Source organism: Sporolactobacillus nakayamae (assembly GCF_900113325.1).
Classification (GTDB): Bacteria; Bacillota; Bacilli; order Bacillales; family Sporolactobacillaceae; genus Sporolactobacillus; species Sporolactobacillus nakayamae.
This window is the reverse complement of record NZ_FOOY01000014.1, coordinates 21,473-38,929: the sequence shown is the minus strand read 5'-3', so window position 1 is coordinate 38,929 and position 17,457 is coordinate 21,473. Positions and strand designations below refer to the sequence as shown.

General features: G+C 38.7%; 17 protein-coding genes. 2 read left to right on the top strand and 15 right to left on the bottom strand.

Annotated features, from left to right (window positions below; translation table 11 throughout):
• Positions 1-102: 102 nt before the first annotated feature.
• The gene (locus tag BM003_RS10465; RefSeq protein WP_093672827.1) at positions 103-567 is read right to left on the bottom strand and encodes a phage tail protein; all 465 of its coding nucleotides are present in this window, start codon (positions 565-567) and stop codon (positions 103-105) included.
• A 304-nt stretch (positions 568-871) separates the two neighbouring features.
• Between BM003_RS10465 and BM003_RS10460 the strand changes: the two genes are divergently transcribed.
• On the top strand, positions 872-1,729 hold the full coding sequence (locus BM003_RS10460) for a fructosamine kinase family protein (RefSeq protein WP_093672825.1): 858 nt from the start codon (positions 872-874) through the stop codon (positions 1,727-1,729).
• Positions 1,730-1,977: 248 nt separating this feature from the next.
• Here BM003_RS10460 and BM003_RS10455 read toward each other — a convergent pair whose 3' ends face one another.
• The 12 genes from BM003_RS10455 to BM003_RS10395 form a co-directional block, all read right to left on the bottom strand.
• Positions 1,978-2,928 (bottom strand): MBL fold metallo-hydrolase, encoded by a 951-nt coding sequence (locus tag BM003_RS10455; protein WP_093672823.1) that lies wholly within the window; start codon positions 2,926-2,928, stop codon positions 1,978-1,980.
• Positions 2,929-3,023: 95 nt separating this feature from the next.
• On the bottom strand, positions 3,024-3,503 hold the full coding sequence (locus BM003_RS10450; RefSeq protein ID WP_093672821.1) for a hypothetical protein: 480 nt from the start codon (positions 3,501-3,503) through the stop codon (positions 3,024-3,026).
• Between the two features lie 277 nt (positions 3,504-3,780).
• The gene (locus tag BM003_RS17950; protein ID WP_245734202.1) at positions 3,781-4,881 is read right to left on the bottom strand and encodes a L,D-transpeptidase family protein; all 1,101 of its coding nucleotides are present in this window, start codon (positions 4,879-4,881) and stop codon (positions 3,781-3,783) included.
• Between the two features lie 426 nt (positions 4,882-5,307).
• Entirely contained in the window at positions 5,308-6,546 is a 1,239-nt protein-coding gene (locus BM003_RS10440; RefSeq protein ID WP_093672819.1) for a tyrosine-type recombinase/integrase, read from the bottom strand.
• Positions 6,539-6,715 carry a DUF3173 domain-containing protein gene (locus BM003_RS10435; protein WP_093672817.1) on the bottom strand — a complete coding sequence of 59 codons (177 nt, stop codon included), beginning with the start codon at positions 6,713-6,715 and terminating at the stop codon, positions 6,539-6,541. Before BM003_RS10435 ends, BM003_RS10440 begins: the two co-directional genes overlap by 8 nt.
• A gap of 525 nt (positions 6,716-7,240) precedes the next feature.
• Positions 7,241-7,468: a helix-turn-helix domain-containing protein gene (locus tag BM003_RS10425; RefSeq protein ID WP_093672815.1), complete on the bottom strand. Its 228-nt coding sequence runs from the start codon at positions 7,466-7,468 to the stop codon at positions 7,241-7,243.
• Positions 7,465-7,932 (bottom strand): RNA polymerase sigma factor, encoded by a 468-nt coding sequence (locus tag BM003_RS10420; protein WP_010024635.1) that lies wholly within the window; start codon positions 7,930-7,932, stop codon positions 7,465-7,467. The genes BM003_RS10425 and BM003_RS10420 overlap by 4 nt, the downstream gene beginning before the upstream one ends.
• 272 nt (positions 7,933-8,204) lie before the next feature.
• Positions 8,205-8,921: a 4'-phosphopantetheinyl transferase family protein gene (locus BM003_RS10415; protein ID WP_093672813.1), complete on the bottom strand. Its 717-nt coding sequence runs from the start codon at positions 8,919-8,921 to the stop codon at positions 8,205-8,207.
• Complete coding sequence (locus BM003_RS10410; RefSeq protein ID WP_093672811.1) at positions 8,918-10,288, bottom strand: MFS transporter; 1,371 nt, start codon at positions 10,286-10,288, stop codon at positions 8,918-8,920. Before BM003_RS10410 ends, BM003_RS10415 begins: the two co-directional genes overlap by 4 nt.
• Positions 10,278-11,117, bottom strand: a complete 840-nt coding sequence (locus BM003_RS10405; protein ID WP_177184750.1) for an alpha/beta fold hydrolase — start codon at positions 11,115-11,117, stop codon at positions 10,278-10,280. Before BM003_RS10405 ends, BM003_RS10410 begins: the two co-directional genes overlap by 11 nt.
• On the bottom strand, positions 11,117-11,422 hold the full coding sequence (locus tag BM003_RS10400) for a hypothetical protein (RefSeq protein WP_093672807.1): 306 nt from the start codon (positions 11,420-11,422) through the stop codon (positions 11,117-11,119). Before BM003_RS10400 ends, BM003_RS10405 begins: the two co-directional genes overlap by 1 nt.
• A 3-nt stretch (positions 11,423-11,425) precedes the next feature.
• Positions 11,426-13,921 (bottom strand): non-ribosomal peptide synthetase, encoded by a 2,496-nt coding sequence (locus BM003_RS10395; RefSeq protein ID WP_177184749.1) that lies wholly within the window; start codon positions 13,919-13,921, stop codon positions 11,426-11,428.
• A 307-nt stretch (positions 13,922-14,228) separates the two neighbouring features.
• Between BM003_RS10395 and BM003_RS17375 the strand changes: the two genes are divergently transcribed.
• Positions 14,229-14,456 carry a hypothetical protein gene (locus tag BM003_RS17375; RefSeq protein WP_139692325.1) on the top strand — a complete coding sequence of 76 codons (228 nt, stop codon included), beginning with the start codon at positions 14,229-14,231 and terminating at the stop codon, positions 14,454-14,456.
• Between the two features lie 595 nt (positions 14,457-15,051).
• Here the strand turns inward: BM003_RS17375 and BM003_RS10390 are convergent.
• Complete coding sequence (locus BM003_RS10390; protein ID WP_010024626.1) at positions 15,052-15,348, bottom strand: ArsR/SmtB family transcription factor; 297 nt, start codon at positions 15,346-15,348, stop codon at positions 15,052-15,054.
• A 216-nt stretch (positions 15,349-15,564) separates the two neighbouring features.
• Positions 15,565-16,725: a murein hydrolase activator EnvC family protein gene (locus tag BM003_RS10385; RefSeq protein WP_010024625.1), complete on the bottom strand. Its 1,161-nt coding sequence runs from the start codon at positions 16,723-16,725 to the stop codon at positions 15,565-15,567.
• Positions 16,726-17,457 lie beyond the last annotated feature (732 nt).

Sequence of the window (17,457 nt, the reverse complement as noted above, 5' to 3'; positions counted from 1 at the left end):
AATACGGTTGCAAAACAAATACAAAGGCCATGCACGTGCGCCGAGGATGAAAAAGAATGCCCAAGTACGAAAAATGGCTAAATTCCTCCACTTTTGCTTACTTTAATATTCTCTTTTTATGACAAAAAACGACCCCCGAATCGTTCCGGCTAGTTTCGACTTCTGACGAGCAAATTTAAACTTTCCTTCTAACTCCTTGGGCACCTCCATCCCTTCAGAGAGCTTAAAACCAACGGCCCGCTTCTTAGGGTTATCAACCATATACATAACGTTGACCTCAAGGCCGTCCTCATAAAAGACGTAGGCAAATTTGATATTCTCCACTTGAAAACGCGATGTTTCAAGAGGCTTGGCCGCAAATTCAAGATCACGTTCTTCTTTCAAAATTCGGTTCACATAGTCAAGAGTCTCCTGGCTTTCGCTAACCGTTACAACCGTAAATTCATGCTTGTATTTGTTCATAAAATACCGAGCCTCATTAGCACGTAAGCCAGCAAGCGTTTCTGCTACAGGTGAATACTCTAATCCAACCGTAGATACATTTTTAAAATCAACGATATAAGCCATTTCCATTTCTCCTCTAATCACTTGTTGAATATAGGTTACCCCAAAATTGTGTCAAAAAGCGGTACTGCTTAGGTGTTCCATGAAAAAAAGTTGAACGGACTAATGCCATCAAAGAAATGCAATTGATGTCATTGCAAAATTATGTTGAAAAGGATCTCACTGATTTTGATTATACAATGAAAGACATCGTAAATCAGTGACCAAGCATTGGTTATACCCACTGCAATTCAAAGGTCGTGTTAAACAATGAACCGCGAACGTTCTATAATGAGAGTAAAGCAATTGCCAACGAGGAGGAAGCGCGATGGTCAATGACTGGATCAACCAGTTGCCGCTGGAGGATGTAATACAGGTAACGCGTGTAGGTGGAGGCGACGTAAATCAAGCATACCGGATCGATACCGGCAAGGAAAGCTATTTTCTTCTCGCCCAGCCGAATCAACCTCAAAGCTTCTACGCAGGTGAAGTTGCCGGTTTAAGCGCCTTTAAAGAAGCCGGCATTCAGGCTCCGCGGGTAATTGCCAGCGGGCAGATAAATGGTGATGCCTATTTGCTACTTAACTGTCTTGAGCACGGCACCGGGAAGCAATCCGATTTAGGTAAACTGGTTGCCCATCTTCACCGCCATCAAAGTCCAAATGGCAAGTTCGGCTTTGACTATCCCTATTCGGGTTCCAGCATTTCGTTTAATAATGATTGGACGGATTCATGGACGGAATTGTTCGTCAATCGGCGTCTGGATGTGCTTGGTTCGTTACTGCAAAAGAAGCAACTATGGATGAATCACGAAGTCACGCTGTATGAAAAAGTCCGTGACCGCATTGTCTCTGAGTTGGCACGCCATTCGAGTAAGCCCGTGCTGCTGCATGGAGATTTATGGGGCGGCAACTATATGTTTTTGGCAGATGGCTCCCCTGCATTAATCGATCCGGCAGCAGTATATGGTGATCGGGAGCTGGATCTTGGCGTGACTACAGTCTTTGGCGGTTTTACCTCTGAATTTTACCGAGCATACGTGTCCTCTTATCCGTTTGATGAGGGTTATGAAAAACGGCTGGCATACTATCAGCTCTACTATCTGATGGTTCATCTAAACAAATTCGGTTCCAGTTATGCGGGCAGTGTTTCTGCAACGATGAGTAAAATCGCAAACGAAAATTAGTTCTTATAGAAACTGTTATTCAGGCTAAAACAAATGGTTCTCATTTATTTTTTTGATGAACACAATAATTCATTGCAGTAAGTAAATAAAAAATTGCTGGAATGGATATTTTAACTTAAGTAGACTATTATTCTCATGAAGCTTATTGAATCGAGGAGAACTTTCTTAACTCGCTTTATTAAAACAATAGAGACAAGATTATCTGACTCCATAATATCTTCATTCTCAGTAATTTTACAATGACTTGATCAGATCCCTTTTTCCATCAAGGATCTTATATTGTAGTGGAAGATGCTTGGTGCACCATAAGATACATATTTAGGGGGGATTTGGATTTCATTTATGTTCTCAATGGTGCCGCCATGCCGACTCCAATCGACCGCAATCTGTTTGATCGTGTAAAGGTAATTGATCATATCATCTATATCTTTTGCTGTCCCAATGGCTCCATGGCCGGAAACAATTTTTTTGATCTTTAGCTTTTTAATTTTTTTGAGTATGTCGATCCAATGATCCACATTTCCCTGTCTGATATCAGCGTGATATCCGATGTGCATAAGATCAGCTAAGAATAGTATTTGCTCCTTTGGCAAATACAGAAAGGCATCACTGATTGTATGTCCCCCGCCATAGGTGATAAACTCGGCAGACATTTTCGCTCCATTTAAAGTGATCTTATCTTCAAAAGTAATCGTTGGCAACGTTAACTTAAACCTTTCCGTATCCCTTATAATCATTGAATATTCGCCAAGTAAACTTTCTAACTCCTGACGCTTTTCAGGATTTTTTTCTTGCTCCATCTCTGCCTTTGTCTGATCCAAAAGTTCCGTATTATTAGTTTTAAATATATCTATAAGTTTTGGCTGTTGATTAGCTATTTGTTCTCGAGTGAGCTTTGTACTAATAATCGGTACATCTTGAAAAATTTGATCCCCATTCACATGATCAAGATGATAATGGCTATTTAAAATAAGTGTTGCTTGACGGTCCGTTAATTTTTCGGCAGCAATTCGTAAATCGTCGGCAGACGTGGGGGTAGCGAATGCGTCAAAAATAAGTGTTTGATCGCCTATATCAATGATTCCTGCATTTGACCATGAGCCTGTTCCCGGTATAGACAGAGCTGCCCAGACACCATCATCAAGAGGAGTCAATGAAAAATAGTTAGATTTAGGAAATGATTCTTTGTATGCTGTCAAAAATAGTCAACTCCTATGACTATTTTTAGATACGGATTTTTAAGCATCTTTCTTATGGTGACTTGTTCTTCCCTGTTGCTGAAACTATGATTCAATCAATCCCACCAACTTTTCGAATACCTTTTCATGTAATCGAATAATTGTTTATGTTCTTCTTCAAAAAGATCATCAGCTTCTTTCCCGCACTGACGAAATAATTTTAATTGTGTCTCATTTGTACTCCATGTAACATCATAATTTCCATGTTCATTTGGTTGATTATCAATATGCATAATCTCATTAGCATCAGTATCTGGATATTTTGTATAGTAATCATACTTGTTAAGCGTTTCGTCAAAATAATTATTCTTCCACAACCTATGTGCCAGATTTGCCGCGTATTCTATTTGTTCAGCTATTTCTTCTGAGTTTGTTGAATGACCCTCTCTTCTTTGCATATTAGCCATATTTTGTAGCTTTTTCCACAATAGTTTATAAAGATATGCATTGTCATAATCTCTATCTTTCCATATTACGGGAAACCATTTGATTAAATTTGTTACTCCATTCTTTATTGAGTAATAAATATTAGACACCCTAATTCCCCCTCTTGTCATTCTCATTTTAGATCAAGATTTTATATGTACTCAGTTCTATAGTTTTAACGAGTTGTGTAGATGTGTGTACTGATTTGCCATCCACCAATTCTTCAAACAAAATCAACTTATAATGAGTCAACTCAACGCAAGCATAAAAGTATAATTTAGAATAATGATTGTTCGCATACGCATGCACATGCCCATGGATGTTTCCTTTCAATTGCCCGTATTCTTCTACTGCAATTTTCAAAGGGATTACATCTATATAAGTTTTTTAAAAACCTTTAATCTGACTCTCACTCGTAACATTCAAAATATAGGCACCTGGCGCTAATGTATTTAACAGTCGAACCATCTGGCTTTCAGGCAAGGACACGCATCCTGCGGTGTAGCTGCCATTTGAGACATGAACAAAAAATCCCGATCCTGCCCATGGTGTTCGGGCGGTGTTATAGTTGATGACCACCGCGTATTTATACTGAACAGGATAGTCTGCTAAATGCTCGCTTGGTTTGTTGAAATGATCGCCTTCCTGCCATGTATTATAATTGGGATCATTACTATCTTCGACCCACCAAGATTTTGATGTAATCTGTCTAAACGGAAGTTTTGTACCCGGATTGCTTGTCCCAAATGCAAAGTCCAACGAATAGGCACCATATGGCGTTCTCATCGATCCTTCATGAACCGTACCAATGCCATATTTACCAACAAAACCGTTTGTCTCCAAGGATTTACCCCATGTATCTCCATTCTTTGTCCATAAAGTGATATGGGCATGAATACCACTGGCAACAACTGTTAGAATTTGATTTGTGCGTTTGGCTAAATTCGTTTCCGCAATTAAAGGCTGCGGTTGCACATTGTTCTGCTGAGATTCTGATTTTTGTTCTGGTTTTGATTCCACTTTTGGCGTCACTTCTGTTTTTGTTTTTTCATTATTGTTTTCTGGCTTATTAATGACTTGATGATCACTTTCTGGCTTTGTATTATTGATGCTTTGCTTTGGGGTATTAGAATTGTTATTTGATGAATGGTTAACTTGTTGACTTACTGGACTCGAATAGCTTTCTAGCGAACTACTACTGTCATTTGTTTTTTCAATGCTTTTTGATTTGGTATGATTTGAAGTTTTTAGAGGAACTTTATCATTGCTACCATCAGCTTTTTTGGCTGCCTTACTTTTATCTTTCTTTGTTTGGGTGACTTCTTTTTTCTCAGTACTATCTTTTTTCTCTTCCGATGAACTGGTCTTATCTTGATTTGATTGTTCGACTACTTTACTGCTCTCTGGCTTGCTGTTCACAGATTTGACAGGCTCTTTATCCACACATGCGGTTAGTGACACAGTCAATATACCGATCAGCAGTAACATCAGCATTTTCCTCAATAGATTCACCTTCGTTATTCAATTTTCTTGTTCTATGTAAATATGTAAATAATAACCAAACAGAAACTATCATCATTATAGTTGAAACTATTAGATGTGACTACAGACCTAAGATAAAAATCATTGGATGAAATTATAACTGATACTTGGACGACAAAAACGCTTTTTGTAATGAGACATAAAACGTATGTAGGCATTCTCTTGTTGTTTCATCACAGCTTGTTGAGTCGAAATAAAACATCTTAATTCATCATGCCATGACCTTTTGTTAGTCCGTTAGGTCGATAAAAAGAAAAGCCCTCAGACCTCCTAAAAGGAAACCTAAGGACTCATTTGCATATTGGGTTATTCCCACTCTAAGTTTGCAGGTGTCGTCAAAATGCCTTTATATCAGCATTTCCAACACCTTTTCTATACCTTGGCGGGGATTCTGGCGGAACTCATTTTTTTAATTGCTTGATTGCCATTAAATTGAATCGCTGACTTTGGAGCGGTTTGAATATGGATATTTCCAGCCATCTCTTCAGCGATTAATTCGTCAATGCCAGACCATAAATGAGAGTAATGCTTCAACGTAATTTCGGGACTTGAATGTCCCATTCGTTTGGATAAAATTAAAACAGAAACATTAAATTCATTGATGAGATACGAGGCATGGGAATGACGCAACCCTTTCGCTTGAATACGGTGAACATTGGCTAATTTAGCATAGCGTCCAATAATTCGAGAAAGAGTGGATTTAATCATGGGCATGCCGTCATAGCTAAAGACAAAATCTTGAATATTCAACTCGGATTGTCGTTCTTTCCAATCTTTAAGCACTCGAATGGTATCATCATCCAGCGAAATGATTCGCTTTCCATCAGCGGTTTTCGTGTAATTTTTGCGTTCCCAGTCCATCTTATTTCTCATAAATAAGATATGATGAACACGAAGCCGCTTATTTTCAAAATCAATGTCCTCCCACCATAAGGCTGTTCCTTCACTCACTCGGATCCCTGTCATAAAGTAAACCCACAACATAACAAAACACAAATGTTCATATAAATCATCTAAACAAATCGTTGAAATGACTTTTTCAAACTCTGTTTTTGTCCAATAAGGAACAATTGCTTTTCCCTTTGGGATGGGTTTGACTTTTTTAGAAATATTGTACTCAAGATACTCCATTTCAACAGCCATATCCAAGCTCTTGCGAAACATACCAAAAACCAAACTAGCATACGCTTGAGAATATCCAGCCCCATCTTCAGAAAGTAACCACGTCCGATATCTTTGGACATCTTCTATAGAAAGTTTTCGAAGTTGGATGGCTGAGAAGCGATCTCTCATACGCTCTAAAGTACGTTTACGAACATAGAATGTACTTTCTTCTACATCTGTCTTGTAAGCAGGAATATATACGTTATCCATAAACTGACCATAAGTCATATGATAATTCGCATAACCCTGAGTGGACAAATACTCATTCTTAACGCGTACCAATTCCTTGTAGGCTTGCAAAGCAGAAGTGAACTTTTTCCCTTGGCGATTGGTTCTTGATTTTTTTCTTAATCGTTTTCCAGTCAGTCGATCTTTTCCTAATTCCGTTTCATAATAGTATTGTCCAGTATCATCAACATAAACACCAGAATACTTTGTTTTAGCCACGAGTGTTTTTCTCCAATTCTAGTCCACATCCTAGAATCGATTCAACAGTCTCTTTTGGCACACGCCCTAAGCGCTTATTATTGTAAAATGGATATCCTTGTTGTACCATAATTTGTTTTGCCTGTCTAATGATATTAACAGCCGTATATTTAGAGTATCCTTTTTTAATTAAATCATTTGGTTATTAATTCATTCATAAGGCAAGCCATTCCCCCTTTAACCTCAAAAGATAATTCAATAAGTTTGAATCTCAGAATTACCGTCTTTATGGTTATTAATTGATTAGCAAATCGAACAGCTTTGGCAAAGCTCACGGGGGTCTCACCCCTGCATGGTTCTCATGCAGCCGCATCCATTGCCTGCGACGCTTTTAACGCTCGGACTAGGCTATGCGGGAGTATCATTATCCCGATAAAGAAGTCATGGCAGCAATCCTGCCTTGGATTGTTTGTGGGGTCACTGACAGGAGTCGCTCGCTATTTTACTAGGTCTTGGCGTGTCAGTCCGCTGGCTTTTTCTTTATCGGAACGTATTCGATTGCTATATACGACGCCTGATTAGACGTTTTCTTTTTCAAAGAACGTAGGCCTTTGTCAGCCTATCAAAGCATACGAAGTAATCAATATGCTTTAATAGAATGACAAATTCTAAATTATCGCTTATAATAAATCTTGTTATTCGTGTTTATAGGATACTAGATTTCAAAGTCTAAGATCATTTGCAGTAGAGCAGTGGTCAGCTGTTCCTGCATCTCTTTGTCTACGAAGAAATAACCGTTGCTGTATTCGTCTGTGAGCGTTTTTGTAGCAAGTGTGACAATATAGCCTTCGTAATGTTTTAATATATATTGAATGGCTATGGCATCACCACTGTTTGCTGCTTCAATGATAGAAAAGGGGATCAATTTTTTCTTCTCTCTCATGGCTCGTCCTCCAATAGCGTTTTGAACATTTCTAATGCACTATGGCGGTTGCGATAGACTGTGCTTCGGTTTACACTTAATTCTTTAGCAATTTCTGCGTCTGACATTTCCAGAAAGTAGAACATCAGAATAATATCACGCTTGCGCTTTGACAAAGTATCCAGCGCTTCAGCAATTTGACAATCAGTAACTTGCACATCCATTGATAAGACTTTATAAAATCGACGGTCCAGACGGTAAGTATCAGTAGTGTGTAATTTATTTATATCTAAGTCTGAAACTTCTGAAAATAGACTTTCGTGCCTTCTTCGTCTACCAATAGAGCGACGGTAGTTACTTTTAGTACGTATCATCACCTTTCTTGCCATATAATCAAATTGAAACTGTATGGTTGTCTGAAAATCATCTTGAATCTGATAATTAACCTTTTCAGGATGTATTTTGTTGAAAGAAGATGGCCTCACAAGTATCACCCCCCTTCCAAGTCAGCAAGAAAAAAGAAAAGTTTGATTCTTTTTCTCTTTCATACTGACTCTCACCAAAGGGAAGCTATTTGTTGCAGGAAACCCCCTATCTAAAGTATTGAAAAAAGCCCGAACGGATGTAATCATCCATACAGACTTTCGAGTGCATATACATAATCTTTATTATTCAGACAAGTTTTTACAAGTTAAACAGTAACAGTGGGTATGCTAGTAATTTCATCAAATATAGTTACCTGGTTCATTATTATAATCTAAACCTCTGGATAATTCGTTGATGGGACAGCACCATCATAAAAAATTTGAGAGTCAACCATCTGAACTTTTTCTGTTTTTCTTGTATCAGCTACTGATAGGATATAATCATTATCTATCTCATACTGCTTAAATTTCCAAATACAGTTTAAATTCTCTCCCTCTGATGTAGTGGATATTTTAGGATACCGATTCTGATTAAATTCTACAGAGAAAGAGGATAAGTCTCTGCTTAAACCTTCCCCAATAGCTTTTAGAAAGCATTCCTTCATCGTCCAGATCTTAAAAAATCGTTTTTTCCGTTCCAAACTATTCTTTGAGAACTTAAGAAATCCGCATTCTTTCTGCGTGAAAAATTGCTGAGCCACATCCGACTCAATTTCTTGAATCTTTTCAATATCTATCCCAACAGGTTCATTATCTACCACACAAACTACCCAGCTACCAGAGTGTGAAAGATTAAAATGAATATTATCGGGGGTCATTAGTTGCGGTTTTCCATTTATTCCAGTACAAAATTTAATTTCTTGTTTAGAATAACCGCTAAATTGATTAACCGCATATCGTACTAAAAGTTCAGCAAAGACACTACTAATTTTGTCTTCTTGTTTTCTGTATTTTTTTATCCTAAAGAGTCGTTCTTTGCTAATCCTTGGCAATAACTTTTTGTATCGCAAAACCTCAATTTTGAAATCAAGCTTTATCGCCCAAATCATTTTACAAGAGTTGAGCGGAGACCGACTGAGGAAAGAATGCCGAGCAGAGAAATTACGCCTGCTCCAGTCATTGCTGCGCTAAAGCCATTCGTAAATGCAGTTGTCGTCACAACATCTCCAAAAGCATAGAAAATGATGACAGAAACCGTGATTCCTACTGCACCACCAAGGAGCCGAAACATGTTATAAATCCCTGACGCTTTAGCAATCTCGGCTCTGCCGACAGATCCAAGTGCTGCTTTCTGCAATGCGGGCCCTGCCATTGAAATTCCAGCACCCGCAAGGATAAGCGGAATAACCATTAGCCAATATGGGTTCCCTGATACCGAAGTCAGCACAATCCATAAATAGCCTATTCCTTGAAGAAGCAGACCAGTGATCGCTACCAGGCGTTCACCAAATTTATCGACCGCTTTTCCAGCTATTGGCGCGACAATGACCAATGTCCCTGTCCAAGGCAAAAGTTGAAGTCCGGCTATCAATGCGTTTGATTTATCTGCAACCTGTAAATATTGGGGTAAAAAGAACACTACGCCATACATGGAGGCGTAAAGCAGAAAAGTAGAGATGACTCCACCACTGAAAGTCCATGATTTAAAAAAGGAAAGTGGGATCATTGGTTTTTTTTCATACCTCTGTCTCAAAACAAAAATGATTCCCAAAACGATGCTGAGCACGCCAACAATTAGTGTTGAAGTCTGAACCATTTTAGAAGTACTTTCTGATAACGCCCAGATAATTCCCGCCGAAGAAAGGACAATGAGTATAGAATCAATGATGTTTAAATGATTGCCCTCTAGCTGAGTTTCTGGTAATTTACGTTGCGACAGATAAATACCAACAAGACCTATGGGAACATTGATCCAGAAAATCCATTGCCAGGCAAGCAGAGCAACAATCAGGCCACCCAGTGCAGGCCCTACGATAAGAGCAAGTCCGCCTATCCCACTCCAAATACCCAGAGCCTTTCCGCGTTCGGAAGGAGGAATGGATGCCGTTAATATGGCCATCGACATAGGGGTCATTACAGAGGCACCGATTCCCTCTATGACCCGGGAAGCGATCAAAAGATCGATATTACTTGATAATGCACAAAAGACTGAACCCAAAACAAAGATAAAGAGACCGATATTATACAGCCTTCTGTGTCCGATGCGATCTCCAATCGAAACACCAATCAATAAAACAGCTGCAATGGTAATGTTATAGGCATTGAGCGCCCATTGTAGCTCGCCAACCGAAATTCCAAAGTCATTTCGAATCGCTGTTGACGCGGTTGTTACAATCATCGAATCCATCATCGCCATGAAGAAGCCAAGCGATGTGAGCACGAGTACCCAAGTTGGATTTGTTTGTTTATTTACCATTGGATACCCCCCTCCTGTCAACTCCACTGAGATGCTCAATAATTTTCTGCAGAAATATCTCTGGAGACGTTACTGGGACAACATGCATTGCGCCTGGAATGATCTGTATTATTGAATTGGGAATTATTTTTGCAGCTTCCTTTGCGACAAGCCTATACGCAGGACGAGCATACTCACCATAACTTATAGTAACAGGGCACAAGATTCTTTTTAAGTCCTCCGAAGAAGCTGGTAAATTTGGGGCACTCCGTTCAGTAAACATCAACGGAACTGTGCTTGCATTATCAAAGAATCTCTGTTTTAGTTCCTCATCGAAATCTTCAAATACTCCTTCCCGATTGCAGGCTCCATTAACAATATATTTAACAGCTTCTTTTGTATTCCCAGCTTTTACTGCTCCTATAGCGGGGCCAGCCATTTCTACACGATCACGCTGGATTTGCTGCAATATTTTTTTATCTAAAACAAAAGATGAAATGCCAGGTTCATAAGCAAACACGGATTTAACCAGATCCGGCCTTCTTGCAGCAACCAGCAAAACAAGTGACGCTCCATATGACCATCCAACGAGGTGAACAGGCGGAGTACAAACTTTTTCTAAGAAATCAACAATATCTTCTATATGATTATCAACACTAAAATTACTTTCTCTGAACTCCAGCGAGTCTTCCCAAAAACCCTCGAGCGTAGGAAAAAAAAGATGACCCGAATCGTACCAATGCTCTCTTACCTGTGACCAAATCCGTCGATCGGAAATATAGCCATGAACAAACACGATCTCTTCGCCCTGCCCGACCTCGTCATAGCATAGGGCACGATTGTTACTCATCATTTCTCAGCTCCTTGTTTGCTAACCATTTTCGATAACTCGGATCGAAATATCTCCTGAAATTTATCAACAAATTCAGGATTGAGGATTGTATGGTGCTCTCCTGGAACTTCTATGTACCGCACAGGGGAGCGAGAATATTTATCCCACTTCTTTAACATTGTTTCAAAGTAATCCGCTTTACTTCCCCATATCGGTTGAGCATAAAAGACGGTAATGTCATTTACGCTTCCCTTAGGTTTGTAAGAACCTCCAATTTGAGAAAGACCATAAGCCAGATCGTTCCAGTGTTTAAATGTCGTCAAATCTTATCCAAGCTCTCGAATTCTCGAGGTCGGTGCCAATGAAAAAAGATAGTCTACTGGATTTATATCCTCAGATTCTCTTAGATAATTACCAAGAGTATCAAGTTGACTTTTATCAATAAAGCCGAGAAAGAAAGACAACATAAGAGCACTTTCTACCCTATCAACCTTACCTCGTGGATGTTCAATTACTGGCGGAGCATCAATTACTAAAACATGTACCTTCTCTCCCATCGCTTCCAAAGTTTGTGCAACTGGTAGTGAAACTGGACCACCATAGGAATATCCTGCAATGTAGTACGGTCCATGTGGTTGATATTGCTTAATAGCAGCAGCATAGGTCGATACAAGTTCATCAAAAGATTCAAAAAATTTCTCGTTTGGATTGAATCCACGTGCTCTTAAAGCATAAATAGGTCTTTCATCCATGAAAAAATTAGCCAGATTTACAAAAACCAGAACCTCTCCGACTCCTGGGTGAATCATAAAAATGGGTGCTCCAACTCCTTTTTTCTGAAGCGGCACGATTGGATTGTATTCTTTATTATTAGCTGTTTTAGAAGAAGCAAGATGAGCTATGCCTCTAGGTGTAGGGTCTCGAAGCAAGTCTACTAAAGAAAAATTCCGTTTGGTGTCAAATTGTCCTTTAAGACTAGTAAGTAAACGTAATATCTCTAGCGATGTACCACCTAGTGAAAAGAAATTACTAGTCGCACCTATTTCTCCTGTTGAAATCCCTGTTATCTTAGAAAATAAATTGATTATTTTCTCTTCGTATCCATTCTCAGCAGGCACAATTGGTGGAGTATATTCTTTTTCTAAACTAGCAAAATCTGCTATTAAGCTATCAAACTCTCCTGATTCGTATTTCTTTCGCAGCTTAGAACGCTGAATTTTACCAAGACTTGTCTTAATAAGTATATCTTTGGATACAGGAAGCACTAAAAGAGGACGGAATCCCCAGCGTAATATTGTGATATTTCTAATCGCAATGTTAATATTCCTAAGTTGTTGAGGTGTATTATAATCACTCAGTGGAGTATAGAAAACAACAAGTGACTCGGTATCCGATCCAACTGGCCGCGTTGAGAATGCAGCAATAAAAGAAGGCGCTATACCTTCAAGACTTCCAATTACTGTTTCCAGTTCGTAAAGAAAGTAATTGTTACCATTAACAATAATGCTATCTTTACTTCTCCCTACTAAGCGTAAAGATCCTGAGTCAGGCTCAATAATGCCAAGATCTCCTGTTTTAAACCATCCATCTTCAGTAAATGCTTCCTTTGTAGCTTTTTCATTGGAATAATATTTATTGAAGATCATAGCACCGTGCAGCTGAAGTTCCCCTTCTTGGCCTGGGTTCATGACCTCCCCGTTTTCCCCAAGAATTCGAATTTTCAAACCAGGAATAGGTTTCCCGAGAGTTGCGAACTCACTCTTGCCGATTTCATTCTCAAAATTAGTTGAATAGATTGATCCAGCACAGGTTTCAGTCATACCAAATGCTGGCCAAATGACTGAACGTTTCATACCTAGATCTGCAAATGCATTTAAGAAGCGGTCTCCCGTTTCACATACGTTAGCCTCACCTCCAGAAATAATACGTTTGAGGCAAGAAAAATCCATTTGCTGAATTTTTTCTGGCAAACCATTTGTACCATCTATCAGTGAAGTGATTTGTCCCAGTAGGAAGTTAGGTGTAAATGTATGTGAAACTCGATATTTGCTAATTATTTTCAAAAAAAAGAGTGGATCTGAAACAATATCAACCGCTGGAACTTGAATCTGCGTTGAGCCCGTGAACAATGGCAAGAAGTGGCACTCTGTTAATGCCGCAACATGATCAAAAGCAATCCAATTCATGGTAATATCGGTATCCTCTATTCCTGTAGCAAGTCGCTTTCCTTCTAATGAATTAAGGATATTTTCATGAGTCAGAGTAATTGCTTTCGGAGCACCTGTTGAACCAGAGCTCAGCATTAAAAAGGCAATATCCGGAACATTATCGCTATCGACTTTTGCAGGTGCAGATACAGGGTTATGTAAATCTTCTACCTTTAGGATTTTGTTATCTACATCAAATAATTTAAGGTTACGCGATGAAATGATAAAAGTGGGATTATTAAGCAATTTTGATATATGGTTTAGATTGCCTCTCCATACTTCCATATCTGCAACTCGTGGAATTATTGGGCAAGGTATTATTCCTCCCAAAACACAGGCCCAAATTAAAGGAATGAAATCAGAGTGTTCCTCTAGAGCTAAGACGACAATATCTCCAGTTTTAATTCCGCTTTGATGCAAATTGTTAAGTATCAACCTAGATTCGTTATAGGTATCAAGATAAGTGGTGATTTTTTCCCCTCTAGAATCTACATAAATAATTGATTTGTCTGGAAAATTCTCAACAGAGTAAGAAATCATTTCGGAAAGATTTGCTGGATACCGATGAAAGCCCTCTTGTATTCCACGTTTAGCGGTAATATTATCGCTTATCATAATTATCCCCATCTCCTTTATCAGTTCAAAAGTACAAATTGTTTTAAACTATAATATATTATACCGCTAATGCATTAATGGTTCAATAGTACAAATACATTTGAACTTTAATGTAGTATACCACCTATATATTTACTTTTCAAGAACGTTATCTAGTTTAATATTTCTCAAATCAACTTTCACAGTTCAAAAATAAGGACGTGACCCTGGAATGGTCAGACGGAACCACGTTTCTCCCCGTTAACTTTTCCCTGCTCAGTTTAGAAAAAACAGTGATAAATAGGATTCATGCTGGTATCGACAAGAAGTGTTCCGGATACAAACGTCGGATCAAAGCCTTGCAGATAGCTCCAGATCAAATTCCTGCCATGGTGGAACGGATGTCAAGGGGGTTCATGCCCCCTATGTCCTGATGGACAGTTGGTTCACACAGCAGCTGCTGGTCAAAGCGCTGACCTGTCAGGGACTAGATGTCATTAGCATAGTGAAAGCGACAAATCAGCGTTATCAGGTTGACCGAAACAGTTTGGATTAAAACCTCTGTTCCGGCTCGCTGAACCAGTCACCAGTCAAAAAGGCATTCTGTGTTCAATCCGCACCACCCTGCCAATTGGATTCCGTCCAAAGTGGTTTTCGCACAAAACCGTTACCAGCAGGACCGCTGGATTGTCATTTTTAGTACCGACTGCACGATGACGGAATATAAATTATCCGAATCTAAAGAAGAGACGGGACATTGAGTTCTTCTTTAAAACGACCAATTTTTTCTAAAACTACAAAAATAATTTTAGGGACGGTCGTATGACCCCATGATCAGCCATACAGCAATCGTATTTACTCGGTTCATTCTTTTCTGGACTGGCGAAACCGCTGCAGTTCGGACGAACTGACACTAGGCGGCATGTTCTAAGAACCTTGCGACGAAATAAGGACCCTGGATTGGGGCGTTGCCCTGACCCATCTACTTGACCTTTTCCATTTAGATTTAGCCGAAACCAAAAATACAATCAAGAAGTGTATCGTCTGTCAACTCCAGCAATAGATTGACAGACTACCCAACTATATCAGGGTTTACCTACCAGGATTAAGCTGCGAAAGTTGCGTTCTCAATAAACAAAAAATTTCTAAATTCAAAGAGAATCTAGAAATTTTGTCACATATTTATCAAAGATATCATAATTAAGAGAAACATATTTCTCTCTGGACTGCTTTCGTGTAAGAATTAATCCTGCTTCTCGAAGAATTTTAAAATGATAAGAACCTGCAGATTTACTCATTTTAACTATCTCTCCGATTTCACCACAAGTTACCCCTCGATTTACCTTTTTTAAATATCGAATAATCTCCAATCTGATTGGATCCGATAGAGCCTTAAAAACTTTTACTCTTAATTCATCTTCTTGTTTTTCTGTTAGTTTAATAATCATAATACTATTGTATCAACTTCAGAGAATTTTATCAACCGAAATTACTATTGAATAAAATAGATACACCTCTGAATTGGCTATAATAATATAATGAGCTCACTGATGAAAACCACCGTACAGCTCATTCTATCTACAAGCTTAGTATAAAAATTTTTTATTCTATACCTGATTTTATAATTGTATTCTACTAAAATCTAATCGAAATTCAAACGGCTTTTATTGAATATAGCTCACTGGATTAACTGCCCCTTTATGTGGTGGTGGAGTCCAAGGGCCTATATACAATTCAAAATGCAGATGAGACCCAAATGATTCGCCTGTATTACCCATTCCGCCAATCACTTGTCCCTGAGTCACTCGTTCACCTGTAGATACATTATAAGCGTTTAGGTGAGCATAGACCGTCGTATACAATTTTCCATCAATTTGATGGGAAACCATTACCGTATTTCCATAACTTGAAGATTGATACGCTCTGAAAACTACTCCGTCAGCTGCAGCCTTAACTGGTGTTCCCTCACTGTTAGCTATATCAATTCCTGGATGAAAGCTGTTATCAAATGACCGATTACCAAACCCAGATGAGATATAACCCTGAGTAGGATTAATAAAATCTGATTTGTTTAACGATAACTTTTTTAATGATAAAGTCGATGCTCTATTTTCTGCTGAACTCGTTTGAGCCTTTACAATGTCCTTTTCTTCCTTCTTATCCATTGACTTTTCTTTAATTTTGGATGCTTCTTTTCTTAATAACGCTAACTCATTTTTTTGATCTTTCTGTTTCTGAAGTAGATCATTTTCTAATTTTTTTAGATCTGCCAATCCATTTTTCAGATTTATCAGTTCTTGTTTTAGTATCTTTTGTTTTGATACTTGATCCTTCTTATCTTTCTCTTGAGCAGTCAGTATTTTGTTATCTGTTTCAGTAATCAATTTCAAGGCGAATAATCGATCCAGAAAATTTCCAAAACTATCTGCACCAAGAAGAACATCAAGATAACTGATTGCCCCTCCATTTATGTAAATGGAACGTATCCGTTCTTTTAATAATTTATCCCTAATACTGATCTGTTTGGTAAGCCGATCAATCTGATCTTTCATCGATTCGGATATTGCTTCACTTTCAACCAGTTTAGATTGTTTATCTGCTACACTTCTTTTTATCTTCTCAATCTGCTTTTCGGATGATTTAATTCTATTTATCGCTACATCTTGTTGTCTATCATTCTTCGACAACTGTTGCTCAGAAGATAAGCTTTGTTTCGTATTGAATTGACGTTCTGAAGTGGCGTGTGCGTAGCTCTCCGTATAACTCGTTATCAACAAAAACGCTGTACCCAAGATCATTGTTGTGCGTAAATATTTTCTTTTCACTACTATCTTTCCCCTTTAGCTTCTTTTCTTTTCTTTGGAGTTTTAAGGTGAAAGACCCCCGCTAGAGCCATTAATCATATCGTAACAGTTCAATATGACAAATTTCGACATGTTTCGATCTCAATATTATTTCGTTTAATTAATTAATCGCGATTTATTTTTTTATCTGAAACCTCCTCAATTTCTCTATAATGTGGTTTAGTTATTAAAATAATGATAATCAATAAATGTGTGGATTTTGTGTGGAAACTATGTAGAAACAAATTATGTTGTAAGATTTAGAACATGTTGATGAACATCACTAAATACGATGATTGATAGAAATAAATTGAGGAATAAATATGAAGGAAAGAGCTGTTCATGAATATTCGGAAATGGCAAAAAGTCATGGAAACAGATCAGGTGCTCACCCTGTCGGTGGGTGCTTCTCAGTTGATTTCCGTGATTTGTGAGAAAACCAATTTAATGAAACGATCAATCATCTGCCGGATTGGGATGAGATCCGTTCGAAAGCCTCTCTCGGCGTTCGGTCGAGCGTTGGATCACCTGCACGAGGCCGGCCCCTGGCGTGTGTATTCCACCCCTGTCTCTTTCCGCCTATCAGAAACCGGGTCTCCCGGTGTCCGGTGTCCGCAGCGATACCACATCCTATTTGTTTTAGGGCAGCTACACTTCGCCAGATGGGGCGGACGGGACACCTGCCATTACGTATGGCTACAGTAAACAGCATCA

Bases quoted from the DNA above. Each gene is read 5' to 3' on its own strand.
- BM003_RS10465 (WP_093672827.1), bottom strand. From the start codon at position 567: ATGGCTTATATCGTTGATTTTAAAAATGTATCTACGGTTGGATTAGAG.
- BM003_RS10415 (WP_093672813.1), bottom strand. From the start codon at position 8,921: ATGATTTGGGCGATAAAGCTTGATTTCAAAATTGAGGTTTTGCGATAC.
- BM003_RS10390 (WP_010024626.1), bottom strand. From the start codon at position 15,348: ATGATTATTAAACTAACAGAAAAACAAGAAGATGAATTAAGAGTAAAA.
- BM003_RS17950 (WP_245734202.1), bottom strand. From the start codon at position 4,881: ATGTTACTGCTGATCGGTATATTGACTGTGTCACTAACCGCATGTGTG.
- BM003_RS10405 (WP_177184750.1), bottom strand. From the start codon at position 11,117: ATGAGTAACAATCGTGCCCTATGCTATGACGAGGTCGGGCAGGGCGAA.
- BM003_RS10425 (WP_093672815.1), bottom strand. From the start codon at position 7,468: ATGAGAGAGAAGAAAAAATTGATCCCCTTTTCTATCATTGAAGCAGCA.
- BM003_RS10395 (WP_177184749.1), bottom strand. From the start codon at position 13,921: ATGATAAGCGATAATATTACCGCTAAACGTGGAATACAAGAGGGCTTT.
- BM003_RS10410 (WP_093672811.1), bottom strand. From the start codon at position 10,288: ATGGTAAATAAACAAACAAATCCAACTTGGGTACTCGTGCTCACATCG.
- BM003_RS10460 (WP_093672825.1), top strand. From the start codon at position 872: ATGGTCAATGACTGGATCAACCAGTTGCCGCTGGAGGATGTAATACAG.